This window comes from Laceyella sacchari (assembly GCF_024927925.1).
Taxonomy (GTDB): Bacteria; Bacillota; Bacilli; order Thermoactinomycetales; family Thermoactinomycetaceae; genus Laceyella; species Laceyella sacchari.
Genome location: NZ_CP103866.1, coordinates 2659581 through 2682905, shown reverse-complemented (window position 1 = coordinate 2682905; position 23325 = coordinate 2659581). Strand labels below are relative to the sequence as shown.

General features: G+C 49.5%; 18 protein-coding genes, 1 pseudogene and 1 other annotated feature. Of the genes and pseudogenes, 15 read left to right on the top strand and 4 right to left on the bottom strand.

The features are described from left to right. Window positions 1-22: 22 nt before the first annotated feature. A pseudogene (locus NYR52_RS13070) lies at window positions 23-1372 on the bottom strand (IS1182 family transposase); the annotation flags it as partial. 1283 nt (window positions 1373-2655) lie between these two features. Between NYR52_RS13070 and NYR52_RS13065 the strand changes: the two are divergent. From NYR52_RS13065 to NYR52_RS13050, 4 genes are all read left to right on the top strand, one after another. Beyond that, a complete protein-coding gene (locus NYR52_RS13065) occupies window positions 2656-2940 on the top strand; it encodes a hypothetical protein (RefSeq protein WP_132222854.1) in 285 nt (94 codons plus the stop codon). A 127-nt stretch (window positions 2941-3067) separates the two neighbouring features. Beyond that, a complete protein-coding gene (locus tag NYR52_RS13060) occupies window positions 3068-3283 on the top strand; it encodes a hypothetical protein (protein ID WP_132222852.1) in 216 nt (71 codons plus the stop codon). 42 nt (window positions 3284-3325) lie between these two features. Then, window positions 3326-3613 carry a spore coat protein gene (locus NYR52_RS13055; RefSeq protein ID WP_158283381.1) on the top strand — a complete coding sequence of 96 codons (288 nt, stop codon included), beginning with the start codon at window positions 3326-3328 and terminating at the stop codon, window positions 3611-3613. Window positions 3614-3618: 5 nt separating this feature from the next. Next, window positions 3619-5076, top strand: a complete 1458-nt coding sequence (locus NYR52_RS13050) for an FMN-binding glutamate synthase family protein (RefSeq protein ID WP_132222848.1) — start codon at window positions 3619-3621, stop codon at window positions 5074-5076. Between the two features lie 52 nt (window positions 5077-5128). Here the strand turns inward: NYR52_RS13050 and NYR52_RS13045 are convergent, their stop codons facing one another. Then, window positions 5129-6187 (bottom strand): isocitrate/isopropylmalate family dehydrogenase, encoded by a 1059-nt coding sequence (locus tag NYR52_RS13045; protein WP_054096026.1) that lies wholly within the window; start codon window positions 6185-6187, stop codon window positions 5129-5131. A gap of 630 nt (window positions 6188-6817) precedes the next feature. Between NYR52_RS13045 and nagZ the strand changes: the two genes are divergently transcribed. The 10 genes from nagZ (at window position 6818) to acsA (ending at window position 16513) form a co-directional block, all read left to right on the top strand. Next, window positions 6818-8575: a beta-N-acetylhexosaminidase gene (gene nagZ / locus NYR52_RS13040; RefSeq protein ID WP_259435786.1), complete on the top strand. Its 1758-nt coding sequence runs from the start codon at window positions 6818-6820 to the stop codon at window positions 8573-8575. Then, window positions 8572-8961, top strand: a complete 390-nt coding sequence (locus tag NYR52_RS13035; protein WP_158283379.1) for a DUF948 domain-containing protein — start codon at window positions 8572-8574, stop codon at window positions 8959-8961. The genes nagZ and NYR52_RS13035 overlap by 4 nt, the downstream gene beginning before the upstream one ends. Before the next feature lie 20 nt (window positions 8962-8981). Beyond that, window positions 8982-9275 (top strand): YtxH domain-containing protein, encoded by a 294-nt coding sequence (locus NYR52_RS13030; protein WP_029071882.1) that lies wholly within the window; start codon window positions 8982-8984, stop codon window positions 9273-9275. 145 nt (window positions 9276-9420) lie between these two features. Continuing rightward, on the top strand, window positions 9421-9768 hold the full coding sequence (gene ytxJ, locus NYR52_RS13025; RefSeq protein WP_259435785.1) for a bacillithiol system redox-active protein YtxJ: 348 nt from the start codon (window positions 9421-9423) through the stop codon (window positions 9766-9768). A 95-nt stretch (window positions 9769-9863) separates the two neighbouring features. Then, window positions 9864-10958 (top strand): bifunctional 3-deoxy-7-phosphoheptulonate synthase/chorismate mutase, encoded by a 1095-nt coding sequence (locus NYR52_RS13020; protein ID WP_259435784.1) that lies wholly within the window; start codon window positions 9864-9866, stop codon window positions 10956-10958. 194 nt (window positions 10959-11152) lie between these two features. After that, window positions 11153-12529 (top strand): SseB family protein, encoded by a 1377-nt coding sequence (locus tag NYR52_RS13015; RefSeq protein ID WP_259435783.1) that lies wholly within the window; start codon window positions 11153-11155, stop codon window positions 12527-12529. A gap of 145 nt (window positions 12530-12674) precedes the next feature. Continuing rightward, complete coding sequence (gene ccpA, locus NYR52_RS13010) at window positions 12675-13712, top strand: catabolite control protein A (RefSeq protein ID WP_022736871.1); 1038 nt, start codon at window positions 12675-12677, stop codon at window positions 13710-13712. Between the two features lie 33 nt (window positions 13713-13745). Beyond that, window positions 13746-14462, top strand: coding sequence for a 5'-methylthioadenosine/adenosylhomocysteine nucleosidase (locus NYR52_RS13005; protein ID WP_132222834.1), 717 nt, complete (start codon window positions 13746-13748; stop codon window positions 14460-14462). 59 nt (window positions 14463-14521) lie between these two features. Then, complete coding sequence (locus NYR52_RS13000) at window positions 14522-14674, top strand: DUF1540 domain-containing protein (protein WP_132222832.1); 153 nt, start codon at window positions 14522-14524, stop codon at window positions 14672-14674. A 120-nt stretch (window positions 14675-14794) separates the two neighbouring features. Beyond that, window positions 14795-16513 carry an acetate--CoA ligase gene (gene acsA / locus NYR52_RS12995; RefSeq protein WP_259435782.1) on the top strand — a complete coding sequence of 573 codons (1719 nt, stop codon included), beginning with the start codon at window positions 14795-14797 and terminating at the stop codon, window positions 16511-16513. Between the two features lie 42 nt (window positions 16514-16555). Here the strand turns inward: acsA and NYR52_RS12990 are convergent, their stop codons facing one another. Beyond that, on the bottom strand, window positions 16556-18832 hold the full coding sequence (locus NYR52_RS12990) for a transglycosylase domain-containing protein (protein WP_259435781.1): 2277 nt from the start codon (window positions 18830-18832) through the stop codon (window positions 16556-16558). Between the two features lie 417 nt (window positions 18833-19249). After that, window positions 19250-21598 carry a transglycosylase domain-containing protein gene (locus NYR52_RS12985; protein ID WP_132222826.1) on the bottom strand — a complete coding sequence of 783 codons (2349 nt, stop codon included), beginning with the start codon at window positions 21596-21598 and terminating at the stop codon, window positions 19250-19252. Between the two features lie 81 nt (window positions 21599-21679). Then, window positions 21680-21897, top strand: a binding site (T-box leader). A 44-nt stretch (window positions 21898-21941) separates the two neighbouring features. Here NYR52_RS12985 and tyrS point away from each other — a divergent pair. After that, on the top strand, window positions 21942-23201 hold the full coding sequence (gene tyrS, locus NYR52_RS12980; RefSeq protein ID WP_259435780.1) for a tyrosine--tRNA ligase: 1260 nt from the start codon (window positions 21942-21944) through the stop codon (window positions 23199-23201). The last annotated feature ends 124 nt before the right edge of the window (window positions 23202-23325 follow it).

Below are 23325 nucleotides of genomic sequence, written 5' to 3'. Positions count from 1 at the left end.
TAAACTTAAAACCACCTCCCTTACCTGCTCTCGAAAGCAGCATAGCCAACTTTTTTATGTTTTGAGCCACAGCAGTTAGGAGGCATTGCTCTTGAATTTTTGCAAGCCCCCTGTAGCGTGCGTATCGAAGACCATGAAGTTCCTTCGCGTCAGCGAAGCTACGTTCAATCGTTTCTTTTCGACGCTTATATAAAGTTTTTCCACGTGGGCTCAAGCGATTTTGTCTAACCCACTCTTTTGCATCTTCCCATACATGACGTGTTAGGATTTTTGTGTGGTTCTTTGACTTTGTGCAATTCTTAAGAAAAGGACATTGCTTACAAATCTCGGGATTGGATTTGTACTGTCTGTATCCTTCACGGTTGGTCGTTCGATATGTAAGTTGATGCTTTGCTGGACAAAGATATACATCTTGCTCAGGAATATACTTAAATCTCCATTTCGGAAAGAGGTCTTTATCTGGTCGAAAACTCCGATGTGCAATAACCGTAAAGATTCCTTGTCCTCTCAATTCACGACAAATAGGCATAGTTAAATAACCAGAATCCAGAGCAACAGCTTTCACCGAAAAGCCGAAGCGGCTTTTCTGACGATTTAACCTTTCTAAATAAGGAACTGAATCATGGACATTTCCTGGTGTAACAAATACATCTGTAATGAAGTTATGTAAACCATCGACAGTACGATGATCGAGATAGAAAAAGCCTTCGGGTTTTCCATCTCGAACCATATAACCACTATCTGGATCGGTCGTACTTACACGAATTTCTTTCGTTTCAACCTTTATGGGCTTTTTTTTTAAAGGCTTCTTTCCGTGCTCTTCTCGATCTTGCTCAATTGCTTGTTCTAAATCATCCATATATCCTTTGGGAGTAACTTTAACTAATTGTTTTTTGAACTTTCCTTTATTGGCATTGGCTTTAAGAAAAGTGGAGTCACTAAAAAGCTCTTTTCCTTGAATAAATCCATGTTGGATCGCCTGAATGACAATTTCATCAAATATTTCCTGATAAATAGTGGAGCTTTGGAACCGTCTTCGACGGTTTTGACTGAAAGTAGATGCATGTGGGACTGGGTCGGTTAGAGATAACCCTACAAACCAACGGTAAGCGATGTTAACTTTAATCTCCTCAATGAGTCGGCGTTCGGAACGAATGCCGAACAAATATCCAATGAGTAGCATTTTAAATAACATAATTGGGTCAAGACATGGACGCCCATTATCTTGGCAGTATAATTCTTTACATTTCTCAGCAATGAAGGAGAAGTCGATCGTTTCATTAATTTTCCGTAACAAGTGATCTCGTGGAACTAATTCTTCTATGTTAACTAGTTCTGGTTGATGTTCTTTACTCGGGTTTGTTCTAAACATAGAAAAAACTCCTTATAGAGTGTTTTTTATTGATTCGACAAAAAAGGCTGCTGACCCTGCCTTTCAAGGCAGTTTGTCAGCAGCCTCAGCGCCCTCTGATTAGAGGGCGCTTTTATCAATCCTGGCCACCAACGCTTTGGAGGTGGAGGCTTAGGCATATTTTATTTGGGAAGCATCTGCCGACAAAGATGCTTTAGCAATATCCTCTGCCAAAGCAACCAGCCACAAACACAAAGATGGTTGCGATCACCAACAGGAAGATCAAGAGCTGTCTCCAGCCAAAACCGCCGTAGTATCCGCTCATGAGAACCCCTCCTTTGGATGGGTCATGTGGTCATCACTGCCGTCAGCTTAGCAATATCCTCTGCCATGGCAACCAGCCACAAACACGAAGATGGTCGCGATAACCAACAGGAAGATCAAGAGCTGTCTCCAACCAAAACCGCCGTAATATCCGCTCATGATTACACCCCCTTTCAGGAGAGATGCGGCCTGTTGCAAGCGAAGTTACATCGCTTAGCAGTAACCGCCGCCTTTATAGCTGAATCCGCATCCGACGAAGACGAAGATCGTCGCAATCACCAACAGGAAGATAAGAAGCTGTCTCCAACCAAAACCGCCGTAATATCCGCTCATGATTACACCCCCTTTCAGGAGAGATGCGGCCTGTTGCAAGCGAAGTTACATCGCTTAGCAGTAACCGCCGCCTTTATAGCTGAATCCGCATCCGACGAAGACGAAGATCGTCGCAATCACCAACAGGAAGATAAGAAGCTGTCTCCAGCCAAAGCCACCATAATAACCGCTCATAGCGATTCCTCCTTTGATCTGATTTAGCTGAATGAAAGAGTGGTTGATAAAAGTCTTTAATCTTTCATCAGCAGTTGATTTACTCTATGCCCCAGTGCAAACGGTGGGAAAGGCGGATGTCCAGATTGCGGTAAAATGGGATTCCGTCTAGAAGCACAAGCTTTCAACGAAAACAAAAATGGTGGGAATAATCAAAAGAAAGAGCAACAGGCACTGCCACGGATGGAGGCGGTCGGGAGGCGCCGCATAATAGGCGCGGCAATGTTTCAATGCGTAAGTCATGCGAGCCATCCTTTCTCGCTGAGATATAGAAACGTACTATCAACTTTATATACGGCACGACGGTTGGAAGTGATAGGTGATCCGTCCATTTTCCACGGCATGGGCGCGCTGATTTGGGCATATGCCCGGGACGGGATGGGCAAACGTGGCATATGGTGTAACGAGTGCGCAAACAGGAGGGAATGATTGAGATGCCACGTAACAACGAGTTTTCTATGAAAGAGTTGGCGCAGATGATCAATACGATCATGGGGCGCAAGGTGTTGACTGAAGAGCAGTTGAGCAAAATCATGGACGGCGCCAAAGAGGCTTTTGATAAAGGTGGCATGAACGCGGTGTTGGAATATCTGATGAAAGTGACGCAAGCCGACGTCGACATGGGCCAGCTTCAGCGATTTGCCGACCAGGTGCAATCCAATCCCGCGCTGGGTTTGGACATTTTGCAAGGCAAACAGCGCTTACCGAGAAAAAAATGATTACCATCAGATAAAGCCCTGCGGGGCTTTTTTTGTTGCACATAAGATGAAGAGGAAATATCCATACTAATTGATAAGCAGAGCGATTGATAAAAGTTGAGTTATGCCGGCATAAGGAGGGTAACAGATGGAGCAACTCACACAAGAGGAATTGTTGAAATTGGAGGAACTGCTGGAGTTGGAGGCATTGTCGATCAAGAAAACGCAAGCGGCCATCAATGAAGGGAACGAGACGGAATGGGAGCCATTGCTGACCGAGGCTTTAACAATGCACAAGCAGCATCTGCAACAATTAATCGACCAATTGCGCAACCATAGCGGACAAACGCGGATGCAACATTGAAAGGTCAAGTGAAAATGAAGTTATCTTGCAAGGAGGATGTCGATGATGGAATGGGTGATGCGAGACATGATTCGCGACCTTTTGACCACAGAGCGGACATTGAGCCAGCACTATCTGCAAGCACAGCACATCAGCGCGAACGAGGAGTTGCGGCAAACGCTTGAACAGTGTTTATACGAAGTGAACCGGGTTCAGACCAAGTTGTTTAACGAAATGGAACAACGGGGTTGGTTGACGTTGACGACGGCGGGGCAGCAACCGATTGAGAGCGCCATTATTCACTGGGAACAACAGCTGGAGCGCCATCCCGAATTGGCGGCAAAGGAGTAAGCGTTATGTTGACTCGCATTGTACACCGCATCATCAATACTGTGGCGGATGCAGTGATGAACCGGATGATGCAAGACCCTTATACCGAGAACTTGTTTTCTTATGTGACGATTACGCAAAAACTGACATTGCGTGCAATTGTAGAAGCGGCGATGCGAGCGGAATCAGGCAAACCGATCCCTCGGCCATTGGGTAGCCCTATCGTTTTATCACAGTGGGAGCAATTGATGTTCAACCCCGTTCATCTGTACCGTATGCCCACGCAAGACGGGGTGCGCGTACAGACGGGCGTGACGATCGGCCCCAAAGCGAAAAAGCCGCTCACGCTGGAAATTCCCATTTTGATTTCGGGTATGTCTTACGGCGGGGCATTAGGATTAAAAGCGAAACAGGCGTTGGCGCGGGGCGCGAGCATGGCCGGCACGGCGACCAACTCGGGGGAAGCGCCTCTGGTGCCTGAAGAGCGACGCGAGGCCCGGTATTTTATCGGCCAATACAACCGGGGAGGATGGATGAATGACCATGAATCCCTCTCGCAACTCGATGCCATTGAAATTCAGTTAGGACAAGGGGCCCAAGCGTCTGCGCCAATGGGCTCGTCGTCGTGGCAGATGGATGACGAATTCCGCCGCCGTTTTAACATCCCGGAAGGGGAGGACGCTCCCATCCATTCGCGGCTGAAAGGGGTCAATCGACCCGAAGAGTTTCCGCCGTTGGTGCGCAAATTGAGGCAGACTTATGGTGTGCCTGTCGGATTGAAGACATGTGCAACGCACTATCTGGAAGATGAGATCGATTGCGCATTGGAGGGTGGGATCGACTATATTGTGGTCGACGGTGCCGAAGCGGGTACACACGGAGGGCCGACGACGTTGCAGGATGACGTGGGATTGCCCACGTTGTATGCTTTGGCACGAACCGTGCGTCATCTGGAAAAACGCGGGGTGAAGCACGAGGTGTCGGTGATTGCTGCGGGAGGACTTACCACGCCGGGCCATTTTTTAAAAGCGATGGCATTGGGGGCCGATGCGGTTTATATCGGCTCGATCGCCTTGGTAGCTATGCTACAAACACAATTTAACTTGGCGTCCCCGTTTGAACCGCCGGTGCAGAGCGTGCTTTACCACGGAAAGTTCAAAGAAGACCTCAATATCGAACAAGGCGCGGAACATCTGGCCAAGTTTTTGAAGTCCTGTGTGGAAGAGATGAAGCTGACGGCTATTTCGCTGGGGAAAACCGATCTGCAACAAATCGGACGTGATGATCTGGTCTGTATGGATCGCGAATTAGCTACGGTGCTGGGGGTCGACTATGCCGGATGGTCACGCGCCGAACAGCGTGCCACCAAAAAAGAGCATATGGCCTTGAAGCCGGACAAGGCCGATTCGTTGTGGAAATGGGATGACTTCATGTCCTACAATTCCGGAGAGGAAGCCGGAGATACGACAAGGCCCCTCCATTGATCGCATATCTGTAAGACAAAAGCCAACTCCTCGTCAGGAGTTGGCTTTTTGCTTAAAATCCTTGCAAAGTGGTCCACACTTCCAATTTGGTTTGCACTTTGCTGATCACTTCATTGGTAAATTCGGAAGTGGTGGAGCTTCCTCCAAGGTCAGAGGTACGTACGCCTTCCCGCACCGTTTCGATGACCGATTCATAAATTGCGCGTGAAGCGGCAGAGGCTTTGGCATCGCCAAAATAGGTGAGCAGGGAGGCAGCGGCCAAGATCATCGCCATGGGGTTGGCCACGTTTTTGCCGAAGAGCGATGGCGCTGTGCCATGCGGAGCTTCAGCCATGATCACTTGCGGATTAAATTCATCGTCAAAGCTCATCAAGATCGATTCGGAACCGGCGATGGAGCCAAACAGTTGCAACACCATATCGCTCAAGCAATCACCGTCGCGGTTGAGGGCGGGGATAACTAATGGATCGCCGGAGTTGTTGATCAGAAGCGCGTAGGTCGCGTCGATCAACTGCGGTTCATACCGGACTTCAGGATATTTTTGGCTCGCCAGGTCCATTTCTTCTTTTAGCATGCCTTCATACACGGGGCTTACGGTATATTTGGGGCCACCAAATACTTTGGCATTCGTTTTTTTGGCGTGACGGAACGCGAATTCGGCTACGGCACGGCAGGTCTTGCGATCGATGGTTTCCGTGCGATATGCGACTTCATCGAGGCCTTCCCCATCCCGCCATTCTTTGGCGCCATAAGCGTCGCCAACAGCCATCCGAATCACAGAGATCGGCGCGAAAGTCCCAGCCACGGGCCGTACGCCAGGAATCCGACGACCTGTGCGGATGATTACTTTGCCGTCAATCTCTTTGCGCAAGATAGCATTGGGGCTTCCTACATCCCCTTTTTCTTCAGGGGTGATGGTGGCAGCTTTCAATCCGAAGCCAGTGCGTTTCATCGCTTGTGCGGCTTCATAGACCACTTGGTTATTGGTTTTACGGCGATGTTCCAAGCTAAGGTCAAAGGTTTGGAAATCGATTTCAAAACCGATTACATTGGGATCCAGAACGCGCAACGCTTCTTCCAGCAATTCCTGTCCGGTTTGGTCTCCCTTCATGATCACAACGGATTTTGTGCTCAAGTTTCTTCACCTCGTTCAACGGATCACAAATTTATATAAACAGGTGGGAGATAGGTCCTTTATCTCATATAGCCTGTTGACAAAGTGGCCCAGAGCCGATTTTTGAGTCACCGTTTCCAGTTGCTCAGACGGGAAGTGGCTCCGCCGCCGAACGCAGGCAGCGGGCAACGTCCGCTTTCGCGAGGCGTATTTGCCCCTAAGCCCGCTTTTTTCCTCCGTTCGGCGCTCCGTTTTGATTCAGAGCTTCCAGTCACTCTGTTCTCAAAAATCTTGCTCGTTTCGGGTTTGTCTACAATATGGGAGATAAGCCCTTTATCTCTGTCGATATTTTATTATACTATTATATATTTGTCCATTTTATTGAATTCAAGACCATTTTTACAATGGCCTTTCTTGCCTCTTCCACCTGCCATCTCGGTTTGCAGGCACTTCCGAATGATTGAGAGAAGTTGTAGATTCATTGAAAGAGAAGTGACATTTGTTTCCGGTGTTCTAATTATCGAGTAAAATGGGGAAAGACTGATTTTTGCGCAGATGTTTTGAATGATTGGCAGCCCGTGGCTTGGCGGGCTTTGTTTGAAGAGGGTGAGAAGGGAGAGTCATTGTGTGATTTTAAAACAAGGGAGAAGATGGGCGCTTGTTTTGTCGAGCTTGCTCCTTGCTACGCAAGCTGCATGCTCTCCTCCAGCACAGACTGGTCGGGAATCGCCCACCACCTGGGTGGATGAGAAGATCGAGCAGATGAGTCTGGATGAAAAGATCGGCCAGATGTTTATCATGGGCTTTCGTGGTGAAGCAACTGAACAAGCTCACACGGTGAATGCCCAAGCTGAAAAGCTGGTTAAGGACTACCATATCGGGGGGATGATCTTATTTGATCGCAATGTGGACAACCCCCGTCAAGTGGCCAAGCTTAATCAGGACTTGCAAGCACTGGCGATGAACAACGGTGCCAAAATTCCGTTGTTTGTGACGATTGACCAAGAAGGGGGCCGCGTGAGTCGGTTTCAAGAAGGGGCTACACTGTTTCCTGGCAACATGGCTTTGGGTGCCACCCGCAAGCCCGATTTGGCTTACCGGACAGGAAAAGAGATGGGAACCGAGTTGAGAGCGATGGGCATTAATTTGGATATGGCCCCGGTGCTAGATGTAAACAACAATCCGCGCAATCCGGTAATCGGTGTTCGCTCCTTTGGAGAAGACCCGCAGTTGGTCTCTCAGATGGGGACAGAAATGATTCGCGGTTTTCATGATGCGGGCGTGCTGACGGTGGTAAAGCATTTTCCCGGACACGGGGACACTGCGGTCGATTCCCACGTAGGTTTGCCCAAAGTGCCGCATGACCGGAAACGGTTGGAACGGTTGGAGTTGGTTCCGTTTAAACAAGCCATCGATAAAGGTGCGGACATGGTGATGAGCGCACACGTGGTCTTTCCGGCCATTGAACCGACACCGGGCTTGCCAGCCACCTTGTCCAAACGCGTATTGACGGATTTATTGCGCAAGGAGTTGAAGTTTGACGGCGTCATTACCACGGATGACATGGAAATGGGCGCCATCAAAGATCATTTCGGAACCAGCCGGGCGGCGGTGAAAGCGATCCAAGCGGGCGCGGATATCGTATTGGTCTGCCACCAATTGGATGTACAAGAAAAGACGATTGCCGCTTTCAAACAAGCCGTCAGTGAAGGGAAGATCACGGAAGCGCGGATTGACCAATCCGTTCGCCGCATTTTGTCATTGAAAGCAAAAAAAATTGGCAAGCGTTCGATCATCACCCATACCCAACCGGAATCAGCGCAAGGGGAGCCGTTCGCCAACAGCGCCCAAGCACAAGCTGTGGCTAGGGAAACGGCGGAAGGGGCAGTTACTTTGCTGCAAGACAAACAGAAGCGCCTTCCGTTGGCCCCATCCAAGACGGCTCGTCTGCTGATTGTCACTTCAAATAAGCCGCAAGCGTTTAAAGCCGCGGCTGAAAAAGCAGGGTACCAAGCCGACGTGGTCTGGGTGGAGGAGTGGGCCAAAGCGCCAGTGAATGAGCTTATAGCCAAGGCGGAACGGGCTGACGCGGTGGTGATAGGCATGTCACGCGCGCAAACCAAACAATTGGCGCTCATCAGACAGTTGGAAATGAAACAGAAACGGGTCATCGTGATGGGCATGGATGTGCCATATGATGCGGTCAAACTGCCGTCCGCCTCCACCGTGTTGGCGCTGTACGGGGCAACTCGTCCTTCGATCGAGGCCGGCATGCGCGTGGTGGCCGGACAGCTCCCGGCTACGGGCCGATTGCCGGTCACCGTGTCAGGTGCTTATCCTTATGGGTTTTCAGCAGGAGTTGATGGAGGGGGAAATGAATCGTGATCATAACGATTAGTGTGGCGGTAATCGCTGTTGCATTCGTGGTGCTGTCCATCTTTTTGATTCGCACGCTCAATGCAGTTAGACAGGTGATGCTCAATGTGGATCAAACGGTGAACGGCTTGAAAGAGAAAGTGGAGACGACAGTGGAAGAAACGCGACTCACTTTGCAAGAAACCCGGTTGTTGGTTGAAGATGTTCGCGAAAAGTCCCGCAAGGCAGATGCTGTGGTCAACTCCTTAACCGAAGTCGGCAAGAGCTTGGAGCAAGTTTCTTCAAGCATCAACCGCACCGTTTCCGCAAACCAAGAAAGATTGGGCAATGTTGTTGCTTTGGTGGGAGCCGGAATCGATTTGGTAAAAAGATGGCGGTCTGACCGCAAATCTTGATGAGAGAGGATGAGACACCGATGAGCAAAGGTAAATATTTTATGGCGGGTGCTGTGATTGGCGGCTTGATCGGGGCAGCGACTGCGCTGTTGGCTACGACCAAAACGGGCAATGAAATCCGTAAAGAATTGGGGAAAGGCTTGGAATTGGCCAAAGAGCGTGGAAAAGAGTTATACCTGACGATCAAATCGCAAGCGCCGGTGGAAAACAAATGGGAAAAAGTAAACGATGAGGGGACCGTGTTGGTTAACCGCTATATTGATGCGCCCTCCTCTACCACGCCCGATTATATTTCGATTGAAGATAAGAAATAATGAACGTGAAGGCGGTCATGCATGATGATCGCCTTTTTGCATAAAGTTGAAAAAGGTTTGCGAAGACGTGCCAAGAAAGAATACGAACGTGCGTCTGACGCCTGGCGCAAAGATAAGCTGAAAAACTGATAAGGATGTGGAATGGATGGAAAAACCAGCGCGAATCACCTCTGTGGAACAATTGGACGAATGGATGGCAAAAGCGGGCAAACGCCCCTTGTTGTTGTTTAAACACAGCACTTCGTGCCCAATCAGTGCGGCGGCCTACGGCGAATGGGAAGCGTTTTTGTCTTCGGATGCAGCAACAGAGGTGCTGTCCGCTGCCGTGTTCGTAATCGAAGATCGACCACTGTCCAATGAAATTGCCGAGCGATTTGGGATCAAACATGAGTCTCCACAAGCGCTTTTCGTGATCGGAGATGAAGTGAAGTGGCATGCTTCTCATTGGAATATCACCAAACAGGCGTTGACCGATGCCGTGCAGTCACTCTAAGTTGATACAGGTGCAGAATTCCCTCGACAAAGTGCTTGTTTTTCGATATAATGGCGAAAATTATTTTTCTAGTTGAGAAGAGAGGAGCAAGAAGAGTGAGAGAGAATCAATTAGACGCATTGCGACAAAAGCTGGATGAAGTCAATTTGAAACTGTTGCGACTGTTAAACGAACGAGCGGAACTGGCAAAGCAAATTGGTGAAGTGAAACAAAAGCAAGGCATTAACAAATTTGATCCGGAGCGGGAGCGTGTCATGTTGGAAACGATTGTTCAACACAACGAAGGGCCGTTTACCGACAACACCGTGCGTTACCTGTTCAAGCAGATTTTCAAGGCATCGTTGGACTTGCAACAAACAAGCCAAAAGAAAACTCTTCTTGTAAGCCGCGAAAAACAGGCGACCGACACGGTGGTAGACATCAAAGGTACCTTGGTGGGGGCGGTGAAGCCCCAAGTGGTGGCTGGGCCCTGCTCCGTGGAATCAGAAGAGCAAGTGTTTGAAGTAGCCCGAGCATTGAAAGAACAAGGCATCGAACTGATGCGCGGCGGTGCATTCAAACCACGCACCTCCCCTTACGACTTCCAAGGATTAGGGGAAGAAGGGTTGAAGATTTTGCGCAAGGCCGCTGACCAATTCGGTTTGAAGATTGTCAGTGAAATCGTCAACCCGAGTGACATGGAGATGGCTGAACAATATGTAGACGTGATTCAAATCGGTGCCCGCAACATGCAGAACTTTGAGCTGTTGAAGGCGGCAGGTGCGGTTCGCACTCCTGTCTTGTTGAAGCGAGGATTGTCTGCGACGATCGAGGAATTCTTGTTTGCTGCCGAATACATTTTATCGGGTGGTAACGATCAAGTTATTTTGTGTGAGCGCGGCATCCGCACCTATGAGAAAGCCACGCGCAACACATTAGACATCTCGGCTGTGCCGATTTTGAAAAACGAGAGCCATTTGCCGGTGTTGGTCGACATCACACATTCCACAGGCAGACGGGATATTTTGTTGCCATGTGCGCGGGCGGCTTTGGCAGCGGGGGCTGATGGCATCATGCTGGAAGTGCATCCAAATCCGGCAGTTGCTTTGTCGGACGCCAAACAGCAGATCGACATCCCTACTTTCGACACTTTTATCAAAGACTTGCGCGCTTCCGGTTTGCTAGATCAAAAACAAGTGACCGTGCGTTAAAATGACATAAAAATATATCCAAAGCAGTACTTTTTGGTGAAAAAGCGAACAGACCTATCGTCGGTTCGCTTTTTTTGCTTATAATTTGTTATGATGTTACAAGGGATATTACTTTAACGCTTGCCATAGTAGATAATTGCGAGGCCTTTGCAAATAAATGAGTTGGACTTGTTTTGTAGGGGGAGGAAGCTTCGTTGAATGTACGCGAATGTTTGGAATTGGCCAGTGCCAATCGTGTTACACCAGAGCAGTTGTATCAATTTTTTGCGACACGCCTGCCGCGGTTGATTGTTTTGTACAATCACGGCGAAGCGGGGGAAACGCCGTTTCTGGCGCGGGGAAATGAACCCAACAGCCGCTTCATCGTGACTTTTACCGATTTGGAAGCGGCACGCAATGTTAAAGTGAATGAACCGGAACATGTGCGGATGACCGAAGAGCCCGCCCTTTCGTTTCTGATTAAGGCCTATCGATCGGATGCACAAGGGATTTTATTTAACCCCGGACTCCCGTCACGGCTGTTTCTGACCAAGCAACATGTTTTGCAGATGATCCAAGAGTATGCCGCCCAACAGTTTTCACAAATGACCGGACCCTGGGTGCCAACCATGGATCAAAACATGTTGATGGTGGAGTACCAGCCAGAGTCGTATACGATCGCCGTTTACGCCTCTGAGCAAGATGCGGAGTATGTGACCCGGAAATCAGGTGGGCAACCTGTGCAACACCCATGGTCCGTCATCTGGGATCGGTGTGAAGAGCTGGGCACGTCGTCCTTGTTTTTCCACTTTAGCTTGCCGGAACAAGCTTTGTTGACAAGCAAGCATATGGAAACGATCCGTTTTGGCAGCCAACACGGTATCATTGACGAGAACGTCGTGGAGCATCCGTTTATGATCGCTTTTGACAGCGGCTCCTCCCAGGTTGCGGCAACGCCCCAAGAAGAAGTGCCACCAGTTGAAGACCATCCGCTGGAACCCCATTCATCCCAAGCGGTGGAGTCCCGGCAGGAAGATGTGCCGTTGGTGGATCACCCAGCACCGCCAATGACTCCGCCTATTCCTGAAGTGACTCCAAAAGCGACGGAATCACCGCAACCGGTGATGCCGCCGCAGGGAGCAGCTCAGACTCAGGGATCAGAGCGGCCGATAGACCCGGATGTGGCGCAAGGGCTGAAAAAATTAGAAAAAGCGACTATCGAAGGGCAAGGAATGGGCAACGGTTGGGAAGTGTGCCGGGCGATGGCTGAATTGCGCCGAATCTGGGTTGTTGTCGACCCCGACGGCAATATGGTGATTTTGGCCGGACAGGATCATAGCCCCATTGTCGACTTTTTCACTTCTGCCCGTCACGCAGAGCGGCTGATTGCGGAAGCGCGGCAGAAAAATCCGCACTTGCCGCCGATGGTTCCTCGCTTGATCTCAACCAAAAAGCTGTACAAAGCGTTGGCTCCGCGTACCCCGATTGTCTGGATCAACCGGGGATCGCCGGAAGCGTGGACGAGTATCATGGGCGACACCCTGCCATATGTGTTGCAACTGATGTCCCAGTTGCGCAATGAAACGATCTGAGGCCCATTCCGAGGACATAAGACAAAAGTGTGGTTGCTTTTCTTATGTCTGGAAAAAATAATCGTGCGGCCATAATCGTTTGTGAAAGGCCAAGATAGACTGGCAGATCAAGAAATTTGACTGAACTGGATGTGAATGAATAAGTATGGTGAAGAAAAAAGAGACGATAACCATTTATGATGTGGCCAGGGAAGCGGGCGTATCGATGGCGACCGTTTCCCGTGTGGTGAACGGAAACCCTAATGTAAAACCAGTGACTCGCAAAAAGGTGCTGGATGTTATTCGACAGTTGGGATATCGGCCCAACGCGGTGGCGCGGGGCCTGGCCAGCAAAAAGACGACCACGGTGGGCGTGGTGATCCCGGACATCTCCAACACCTTTTATGCTGAGTTGACCCGTGGGATCGAAGACATTGCCACCATGTATCATTACAATATTATTCTAAGCAATTCCGATATGAAAAAAGAGAAAGAAATCCAGCTGGTTGAGGCGTTGTTGGAGAAGCAGGTGGACGGACTTCTGTTCTTAGGCGGTGAAATCACCGACTCCCACCGCGAAATTTTTGCTGCTAGTACGGTGCCGGTGGTATTGGCCGCCACGCGTGACGAAAGAAGAGAACTCCCTTACGTGACGATTGATCAAATCCAAGCAGCCAAAGAAGCGACCACTATCCTCGTTCATGAAGGGCATGAACAAATCGCCTTTATCGGTGGGCCGCTGACCGATTCGGTGAATGGATACCCGCGCTATGTGGGTTACAAAGAAGCAATCGAAGAAAGCGAAACTTCGTTTGATGAAGCGTTGGTGCGGTTGGGCGATTACCGTTACCGTTCCGGTTATGAGGAGATGAAGAGTTTGCTTGAAAGCCAGCCGGGCGTGAGCGCGGTGTTTGCGGCCAGCGATGAGATGGCGGTGGGAGCGATCCACGCCGTGCAGGATTTAGGTAAGCGCGTGCCGGAGGATGTGTCCGTTATCGGTTTTGAGAATATCCCGCTTTCTTCCCAGGTGCGCCCGTTACTCTCTACGGTCAGCGTGCCTATGTACGACATCGGCGCGGTTGCGATGCGCTTGTTGACCAAGTATATGAATGACGAGCAAGTAGAAAGCGGACAAGTATACCTGCAATATAGCATGGAGCTGAGAAATTCCACCAAACTGAAAGAATGGGAAGATGAGCGCTAAGCGGATCGGCCCGGGGAGAAGAGGGATGAACAGATGAAAGACAACAAAGAAATTATCGGCGTCATCGGCGCCATGGATGAGGAGATTAAAGCGTTGCTAAACGCTATGGAGGATGTTCAAGAGCAGGAGCGTTACCGTGTCACATATTACTCGGGAATGCTGTGTGGCACACCTGTGGTTCTCTGCAAATCCGGCGTGGGCAAAGTGAATGCCGCTGTGTGCACACAAACGCTGATCGACTATTTTCAAGTAGATGCCGTGTTGTTTACTGGAGTTGCAGGGGCTCTGCATCCCGATTTGGACATTGGGGATATCGTCGTTTCCACTGCTTGCCAACAGCATGATATTGATGCCAGCCCGGTCGGTTTTCCGAGAGGGACTGTACCATTCCAAGATGTGTCGATTTTCCCGGCCGATGAGCAGCTCGTCGCTTGGGCGGTCGAAGCAGGCCGTAGCATTTCCGGCGTCAAGGTATTGACGGGCAAAGTCCTGTCCGGTGATCAATTCATCTCTGATGCCGGCAAAGTGCGGGAGTTGCGAGAGCAGTTTGACGGGGCTTGTGTAGAGATGGAAGGGGCTGCCGTCGCCCATGTGTGCCATTTGGCCGATGTACCATATGTGGTGATCCGCTCTATGTCTGACCGCGCTGATCACACGGCTGATGTTAATTTTGCCGAGTTTACAGAGCTGGCCTCCGAGCGTTCTGCTAGCATGATTCAAGCGATTTTGCGCCTGCGGATGCAGAAATAATTGGATGAGTACTCCCTCTTGTTCCAGGACAAATTAGGTTTAGGAAAGGGGGAGTTTATATGCCAAAAGATGTCTTGTGTGAAGTGAGCAACTGTACTTATTGGGGACAAGGCAACAAGTGCAAGGCGGATGCCATCTATGTGGTCACCCATAAAGAAGAAGCGGAGACGAGCAAGGAAACAGACTGCAAGACATTTCAACCGCAGCATTAAACTCCAACCGGCGGCTTAGACAGCCGCCGGTTATTTTATTGTGTTAAATTGCTAATATTTATTCATGTGATATAATAATGAAAACTGAAATCGTTTGCAAACAAAGGGAGGCGTGACTTGATGACCCATGAAGAACGCGTGCCAGTCCAAACCACCGGCAACAATATGAGCAGTTATGAAGAGGCGAGATCCCATTTTGATTGGAAACAAGTGGAGCAGACATTTTCTTGGCACCACACCGGCAAGGTGAACGCCGCCTATGAAGCCATAGACCGTCATGTGGAAGCGGGGAAGGGAAACAAAACAGCCTTGATCTACAGCGACGCTGTGCGAGAAGAGCGTTACACGTTTTTGCAACTAAAGGAAAAATCCAATCAATTCGGCAATGTGTTGCGCAAGTTGGGCGTCAGTAAAGGGGATCGCGTGTTTGTGTTTATGCCGCGCACTCCGGAGCTGTATGTCAGCGTTTTGGGAACCATCAAAATCGGAGCCATTATCGGGCCTTTGTTTGAAGCGTTTATGGAAGCGGCCGTCAAGGATCGGCTGGAGAATAGTGAAGCCGTTGCGCTGGTGACAACGCCTGCTTTGTTGGAGCGGGTGCCGGTGGATGCGCTTCCTCATTTAAAACACATCATTTTGGTCGGTGCGGTGGGAGAACTGGTCGAAGGATATTACAGCTTTGAAGAGGAAATGAGTCAAGCTTCCTCCGATTTGGACATTGAATGGGTTGATCGGGAAGACCCGATGATCATTCATTATACATCTGGTTCTACAGGGAAACCCAAAGGCGTTTTGCATGTGCATAATGCCATGATCCAGCATTACCAGACAGGGAAGTGGGTGCTAGATCTGCAAGATGACGACATTTACTGGTGCACGGCTGATCCGGGCTGGGTGACGGGCACTTCCTACGGAATTTTCGCGCCGTGGCTCAATGGCGTGACCAATGTGGTGCGCGGTGGCCGATTTAGTCCCGATGATTGGTATCAAACATTGGAAAAATACAAAGTAACAGTCTGGTACAGTGCGCCGACGGCTTTCCGCATGCTGATGTCGGCGGGGGAGAGCGTTGTTAAAAAATATGATCTTTCATCGGTAAGGCACGTGCTGAGCGTGGGTGAACCGCTGAACCCCGAAGTGGTGCGCTGGGGGCTGAAGACGTACGGTAAGCGTATCCATGACAACTGGTGGATGACGGAGACTGGTGGCATCCTCATTTCCAACTACCCGCAGATGGAGATCAAACCGGGCTCGATGGGTAAGCCTTTCCCCGGTATCCATGCGGCGATCATTGACGATGAAGGGAACGAGTTGCCACCGTATACGATGGGGAACCTGGCGATCCGGACTCCATGGCCGTCGATGATGCGCCAGATCTGGAAAAATCCCGAGAAGTACCAAGAATATTTCCGCATTCCTGGATGGTATGTGTCAGGCGATTCTGCCTATATGGATGAAGACGGGTATTTCTGGTTCCAAGGCCGACTGGACGACGTGATCAATACATCCGGTGAACGGGTCGGGCCGTTTGAAGTGGAAAGTAAGTTGGTGGAGCATCATGCCGTGGCTGAGGCAGGAGTGATTGGTAAACCGGATGCGATCCGGGGTGAAATCATCAAAGCGTTCATTGCGTTGCGGGAGGGCTATGAACCTTCGGAGGAGCTGAAAGAGGAGATCCGCCAATTTGTGAAGACGCGTTTGGCCGCCCATGCTGCCCCGCGCGAAATTGAGTTTAGGGATAAGTTGCCGAAGACAAGAAGTGGCAAAATCATGCGCCGGGTGTTGAAAGCTTGGGAGTTGGGTTTACCTACAGGCGATTTGTCTACCATGGAAGATTGAAAAAAAAGCACCTTCCCCGTGGTGATGGGGAAGGTGCTACTTTTATTGCGACGTTTCGCCGCCACCATTTTGTGTGTTGTTGTGCCCGTTTTCTCCCCCGGTCGGCTGTTGAGGAGTTTGATCTCCAGCTGGCTGTTGGGGAGTTTGTCCCGTATTGGGTTGTTCTGGAGTCTCTCCTGCCGGAGGTTGTTGTCCTTGAGGTTGTCCCTCTCCCTGTGCGGGATCTTTCCCAGGCTCCGCATCGGTTTTCGGGACGGCGCGGCCGCATTCAAAACATTTGCCGCTCGTCAAACCGCCTGGATTGTTAAAATTGCTACCCGGTTTAATCAAATCCGGCTTGGTTTGAGCTGCCGCTTTGAACAGGCGAGCCCATGCTTGCTTGGTGAACGTTTCATGTGCATTTTTATAATGTTGATCATAACCGGACCATACTCCCAGAGACACCTCAGGAGAAAAACCGACAAACCATAGATCAACGTAATTACTGGTGGTTCCTGTTTTACCGGCGATATTGTATCCGCCCAATTGTCCACCGATAACTTTAGCCGTACCGTTACGTACAACTTCCCGCATCATTTGCGTCAATTGGTATGTGGCTTGCGGGCTAAAGATTTGTTTCTCTTTAAACTGCTTATTAAAATCATAAATGACATTGCCAGAAGAATCTTCAATTCGCTCGATTAGGTGAGGCTTGTTGTATACACCGGAGTTGGCGATCATGGCAAAAGCAGCAGTCATTTGAGCTACCGTATATCCTTTTCTCATCCCACCGAGAGCCGAGGCTTCGCCATCCCATTTATGTGGAGGCATGTCCATCTTCCGCAAGTAGTCGAAAGCGTGTTGCACCCCAAGTTTTTTGATCAACTTGATTGCCGGAGTGTTCAACGACCATTGCAAGGCATAAGTCGCTGTGACCGGGCCATTTTTGTATTTCCCGTTTGCGTTTTTGTACATCGTACCGTCACCTTTGGGAACGGGTTCATCCCAAATCATCGAATCAGGGGAGATGATGCCGTCGTTTAAGGCGGGACCGTAAACCAACAGCGGTTTGATTGCAGAGCCGGGTTGCCGTTCTACTTCAAACGCGTGATCAAGTTGCGTATCTTTAAAGTCGGTTCCTGAAACAAAGGCAAGTACAGAACCGGTTTTATTGTCAATGAGTGTTGCCCCAATTTGCTCTTTGACTTTCTTCCCGTTTTTCCATTTTCCTGGGACATTCATATTTTTGATCGAGTCATTCAAAGCATTATAGAGTTGCTCATCAATGGTGGTATAGATTTTATACCCACCTTTTTTGATGCGGTCACGGTATTCTTTAATATTTGCTGCGTTTTTTTCTGCTTTGTCCTGCTCCATCAATATATCAACGGCTTCGTTTTCTGTGGCTGTAATGATGTAGGGGTATTTTTCCAATGGATTCACAAAATCAGTTGGTTTGGCCAGGGAGTTTTTAATATCGAATTTAATCGCTTGATCATAGTCAGCTTTCGATATTTTTTTGTTCTCAAGCATTTTAGCCAAAACCAATTTCATCCGTTTTGTCCCTAATCGGATATTGTCATCCCCACGGAATGGATTGTATGCATTGGGGCGTTGAACCATCCCTGCAATATAAGCCGCTTGTGGCAAACTGAGCTCTTTGACGTCTTTATTGAAGATCCCGCGTGCTGCAGCGACAACGCCGTACATGTGCTTTCCGTGAGCACCTTTGCCAAAGTAAACGCTATTCATGTAAGCGACAAAGATTTTCTCTTTGTTGTAATATTTTTCAATCCTTAAGGCATTAATAATTTCAAGGGCTTTCCGTTCCAACGATTTTTCTTGGGTAAAGAGTTCATTTTTTACTAATTGTTGTGTAATGGTACTACCGCCTGTGGTCACTTCACTACCGGAAACTTGTTGCCAAGTTGCACGGATCAGAGATGAAGGAACGATCCCTTTATGTTGATAAAACTCATGGTCTTCGACTGCTAAAAAAGCATCGGTCAAATAAGGGGTGACTTCATTCAGTTTTTTGACGAGCTTGCGATCATCAGGGGAGATTAACGCACCAATCGGTTTAGGTGGTTGATTCCCATCTTCAGATCGGAAATAAGCGTAACTCGTTTGTGACCAACCAGACAATTCTTTGTCAAAATAAGATTTGGTACGTATTTTTTCGTCTTTGGTTAGCGCTGATACAACGCCTGCACCAACCCCAACACTGCCAACGGTAACGATAGAAATCGTAGCTAAACTAATATATAGAACTTTGCCAATTATTTTTAATGCCTTTTTCTTCCCTTTGGCTTTTTGTTTATTGTAAGGGTATTTTTCCATCTTTCGCCCCCCCTTGGTTCCATGCGAAGATAATTATATCACAGGGATATGCATGCTAGGTGTTATACAAATTATGACAATATCTTTTGTGATGGAACGATGATTTTTGCTTTTGGATTCATTGTTAATGGGAATGGGCATATTGGTAGTTTGGGGTGGTTGCACACTGATGAATAGTAGCGGCTCCAAAACCGTTTTCCCATTCGCTTCACTTGTGCATCGACGCTTATTGGGACAGGTTTTTCGGTCGCTTCTTTTTAACTTGATGTACTAGACACGATCAGGTCATTGGCTGTGGATGAGAAGTGTTTCATACGGGTATAGCTGATGATTCCGGCCTACTCTTTTTGAGTGAATACAAATAACCCTCCATCCCTTGACGGGTGGAGGGTTGTTTATTAATCGGTCTTGGCGGGATTAATCCCGATTCGGCGGTCGTGGTGGGAAGGCGGGCCTTTGATTGCCATCCCCGGGTTCGTCACCACCGGGATTGTTACCAGGACCGTCGCTTGGATTATCACCGGGGCCATCCCCCGGATTGTTGCCAGGGTTGTTACCGGGATTATCGCCAGGTTCGTCACCAGGCTCGTTACCGGGATCGCCAGGCTGATTTGGCTTTCTCTGCTTCTGTTCTTCTTCCTCTTTTTTCTTTTGCTTCGACAAGTAGTCGTTGATGGCGCCGCAATCCAAGCAGGAGATGTTGTCTCTTAGGCCGCCGGGCGATTGGAACCGGGCATTTTTGTCAAAGTATTCCGGTGCGGCAGCTGCAGCGGCTTTAAAGATGTTGACCCACGCCCGCTTGGTGAATTTGTCGTTATGGGACATGCGGAAGTTATGGTCATATCCGCCCCAGGCACCAATGGTGATGTTTGGCGTGGAACCGATGAACCACAAGTCTTTGTCGTCGCTGGTCGTTCCTGTTTTGCCGGCAAGGTCATACCCATACACACGAGAACCGATATAGACCCCGGTGCCTTGGGTGACGACATTGCGCAGCATTTTAATCATCTGATAGGAAGTTTGCGGCGAGAAGACCTGTTTTTGTTCTGCTTGGTGCTCATAGATCGTGTTGCCGTTCGCATCGGTGATCTTGGCGATCAGATGAGGGGAATTGTATTTCCCTTCATTGGCGAATGTGGCAAACGCGGCAGTGATCTTATCCACGGTGTAGCCACGGTATTGCCCGCCAATGGCCGCGGCTTCCGTGTCATTTTTGTGGGGAGGGATGTTCAGTTTGCGTAAGTAAGCGAAACCCACATCGTGTCCCATTTTGTTAAATGTTTTGATGGCCGGGATGTTGAATGAATACGTGAGCGCTTTGGTCACTGTCACAGGGCCGTAGTATTTGTTGGCCGCGTTCTCGTAATAGCCTGAGCCGTCCGCTTTTGGATACTTCTCGTCCAGAATGAGGGTAGAGGGGCTAATAATCCCTTCTTCCATCGCTGGGCCGTACACGATGAGCGGCTTGATGGCCGAACCGGGCTGGCGGTAAGCGTCAAGCGCGTGGTTTAGTTTCCCTTTGTTGTTGGAAGTGGGTACAAATGCCAGCACGGAGCCGGTGCGGTTGTCTAAGACCACGGCGCCCAGCTGTTCTTGCTCTTTCACTCCCTTGTAAGTGCGGGTGTGAAAGGTCAGCCCTTTGCTGGCGGCGGCGTTAATGGCGTCGTACATCGGTTTGTCGATGGTGCTGTAGATGTGGTAGCCGCGCGTCAGCACTTGTTCGATGTAGTGATTCAAAGTCGTCAGGTATTTCCCTTCCTGACTCAATTTTTCAATGTCCAAGCCGTCCTTCTTCATCAGGATTTCGGCCGCTTCCTCTTCCAGAGCGTACATGATGTATGAGTAGTTGGTGTAGCCGTTGCTCTCGTTATTGGGCTTGGCCAGGGATTGTTTGATGTCAAAATTTAGCGCTTTATTATATTCTTCTTTGGTGATTTTATCGTTTTCTAGCATTTTATCCAACACGAGCTTCATGCGTTTTTTGCCGCGGGCGAGGTTTTTTTCGCCCCCAAAAGGATTGTAATCATTGGGCCGCTGTACCATGCCGGCGATATAAGCGGATTGGGCCAAGTTTAAGTCTTTGGGGTCTAAGTTGAACAAGCCTTTGGCCGCAGCCTGTACGCCATGAAGTCGCTGTTTGTTGGCACCGTTGCCAAAAAAGACAGAGTTCATATAATAAGTTAGAATTTCATCTTTTTCATACATGGCATCGAGCCGGATGGCCAAAATGATTTCTTTTGCCTTCCGCTCGAGGTCTTTGTCAAAGTCTTTCAGGATGACGTTTTTGACGAGCTGTTGCGTGATCGTGCTTCCGCCAGTGCTCACCTCGGACTTGGCCAGTTGCTGGTACGATGCGCGTAATAGAGATCGGGGAACCACACCTTTGTGCTTGTAAAAGTCGCGGTCTTCGACGGAGATAAAGGCATCTACCAGATACTTGCTCACATCGTTTTTGGATCGAATCAGTTTGCGCATGTCGCCACCATTGCGAAATGCGCCAATTCTCAGGGGTTGGCCTTGTCCGTCTTGGGTTTGGAAGTAAGCGTAGCTGTTTTGGAACAGACTGTCCAATTCCTTTTGGAAATCTTCTTTGGTGCGAATCGGTTCATCCTTCACCATGGCGGACACGATCCCCGCCCCGACTCCGATTCCCGCCGCAACCAAAATCAGTGCGACGGCGAATAAGACGTAAAGGGCCCCAAGGATTTTCTTGAATATGCGAGTATTGGAACTCTTGCGAGAACGCCGCATTTGGTGTTTATCCATTCACTTGATACCCTCCTCGTTCTAGGGTAATATTATAGCATAATCGCATGTCACAAGCCCCTGACTCGTCAGGTAACATATTGAAAAGCTGTGAACAAGCGCAGTAGTCGATGGATGGAATCCATGTCAGAGAGCTGGTGGTTGGTGCGAACCAGTGGATCGCTATCGATGAATTACACTTGGGAGCTGATGCCGGCCTAATGAGGTCGGTGTACGGAGCGATCCGTTATGCAATGAGGGGAAAGCCAATTCGTGCTTTCAATTAGGGTGGTACCGCGGAAATAAACTCCGTCCCTTTTGGGGGGCGGGGTTTTTTTATATTTCAAAAAGGTTGGTGGTAAACATGGGTACGCAAGAGCAAGCGATGAAGCCTGAAGTTCAGGCTGAATTGGAGAAACAACTGAAAATTATTCAACGAGGAGCGGCAGAAATCCTTCCAGCAGAAGGATTGATTTCCAAATTGCGCCGTTCGATTGAAACGGGAGAGCCGCTCAAGGTTAAATTAGGTTTGGACCCGACTGCGCCGGACTTGCATATCGGCCACACGGTGGTCTTCAACAAGCTGCGCGACTTTCAGAAACTGGGGCACATTGTGCAGTTGGTCATCGGTGATTTCACGGCCCAAATCGGCGACCCGACAGGCAAGTCGGAGACGCGCAAACAGTTGACGGAAGCGGAAGTAAAGGAAAACGCCAAAACGTACGCGGAGCAACTGTTCAAAGTGTTGGACCCGGACAAGACGGAAATCCACTTCAACAGCTCTTGGTTGAGCCCGCTCACTTTTGCCGATGTGACATTCCTCGCTTCCAAGTGCACGGTGGCTCGCATGTTGGAGCGGGATGACTTCTCCAAACGTTACCAAAGTGGGCAAGCGATCAGCATTCATGAATTTTTCTACCCGCTCATGCAAGGATACGACTCGGTGGCGCTCAAAAGTGATATCGAGTTAGGTGGAACGGACCAGACTTTTAACCTGCTCATGGGGCGTCAACTACAAAAAGAATATGCGCAAGAGGAACAAGTGATTCTCACCATGCCGTTGTTGGAAGGCTTAGACGGCGTGAAGAAGATGAGCAAAAGCTTGGGCAACTACATTGGGGTGGATGAGGACCCCAACAACATGTACGGCAAGGCGATGTCTATCCCAGATGAGTTGATGGTAAAATACTTTGAACTGGCCACGGATCTGTCGTTGGAGGAGTTGGAGGAGCTGAAACAAGGGTTGGCTGAGGGAACCATCCACCCGCGGGATGCCAAGATGCGCCTCGGTCGCACGCTGGTGCGGATGTACCACGGCGAACAAGCGGCGCAAGAAGCTGAGAACCACTTCAAGACCGTGTTCCAACAGCGAGACTTGCCGGATGACATGCCCGAAGTGCAGGTCAATGCCGCCGACTTGGAGGATGGACGGATGTGGATTGTCGCTTTGCTCAGCAAATTGGGGCTTGTGGCCACCAATGGAGAAGGTCGCCGCATGATCCAGCAAGGGGGCGTACGCATCAACCAACAGAAAGTGACGGACCCGCAGGCAAAAGTGGAAGTGCAAGATGGGATGGTTGTGCAAGTAGGTCGGCGAAAGTTTGCCAAAGTGATCTTGGGTTGATGTAAACTCGATACCAGGACGGCATGCCGATGGAGGATGCCTCCGTCGGCTTGTTTGTCCCGGTGTGATGACAAGCTGGCACGGAGCCAAATTCGGATAAATAAATCATCATCCTTTTACCGAT

What these genes read in the sequence shown, in the direction of transcription:
- NYR52_RS13030 (WP_029071882.1), top strand. Translation starts at nt 8,982, where the DNA reads ATGAGCAAAGGTAAATATTTTATGGCGGGTGCTGTGATTGGCGGCTTG.
- ytxJ (WP_259435785.1), top strand. Translation starts at nt 9,421, where the DNA reads ATGGAAAAACCAGCGCGAATCACCTCTGTGGAACAATTGGACGAATGG.
- ccpA (WP_022736871.1), top strand. Translation starts at nt 12,675, where the DNA reads ATGGTGAAGAAAAAAGAGACGATAACCATTTATGATGTGGCCAGGGAA.
- NYR52_RS13000 (WP_132222832.1), top strand. Translation starts at nt 14,522, where the DNA reads ATGCCAAAAGATGTCTTGTGTGAAGTGAGCAACTGTACTTATTGGGGA.
- acsA (WP_259435782.1), top strand. Translation starts at nt 14,795, where the DNA reads ATGACCCATGAAGAACGCGTGCCAGTCCAAACCACCGGCAACAATATG.
- NYR52_RS13050 (WP_132222848.1), top strand. Translation starts at nt 3,619, where the DNA reads ATGTTGACTCGCATTGTACACCGCATCATCAATACTGTGGCGGATGCA.
- NYR52_RS13060 (WP_132222852.1), top strand. Translation starts at nt 3,068, where the DNA reads ATGGAGCAACTCACACAAGAGGAATTGTTGAAATTGGAGGAACTGCTG.
- NYR52_RS13065 (WP_132222854.1), top strand. Translation starts at nt 2,656, where the DNA reads ATGCCACGTAACAACGAGTTTTCTATGAAAGAGTTGGCGCAGATGATC.
- NYR52_RS12990 (WP_259435781.1), bottom strand. Translation starts at nt 18,832, where the DNA reads ATGGAAAAATACCCTTACAATAAACAAAAAGCCAAAGGGAAGAAAAAG.
- NYR52_RS13055 (WP_158283381.1), top strand. Translation starts at nt 3,326, where the DNA reads ATGATGGAATGGGTGATGCGAGACATGATTCGCGACCTTTTGACCACA.
- NYR52_RS13005 (WP_132222834.1), top strand. Translation starts at nt 13,746, where the DNA reads ATGAAAGACAACAAAGAAATTATCGGCGTCATCGGCGCCATGGATGAG.
- NYR52_RS13045 (WP_054096026.1), bottom strand. Translation starts at nt 6,187, where the DNA reads ATGAAGGGAGACCAAACCGGACAGGAATTGCTGGAAGAAGCGTTGCGC.
- tyrS (WP_259435780.1), top strand. Translation starts at nt 21,942, where the DNA reads ATGGGTACGCAAGAGCAAGCGATGAAGCCTGAAGTTCAGGCTGAATTG.
- NYR52_RS12985 (WP_132222826.1), bottom strand. Translation starts at nt 21,598, where the DNA reads ATGGATAAACACCAAATGCGGCGTTCTCGCAAGAGTTCCAATACTCGC.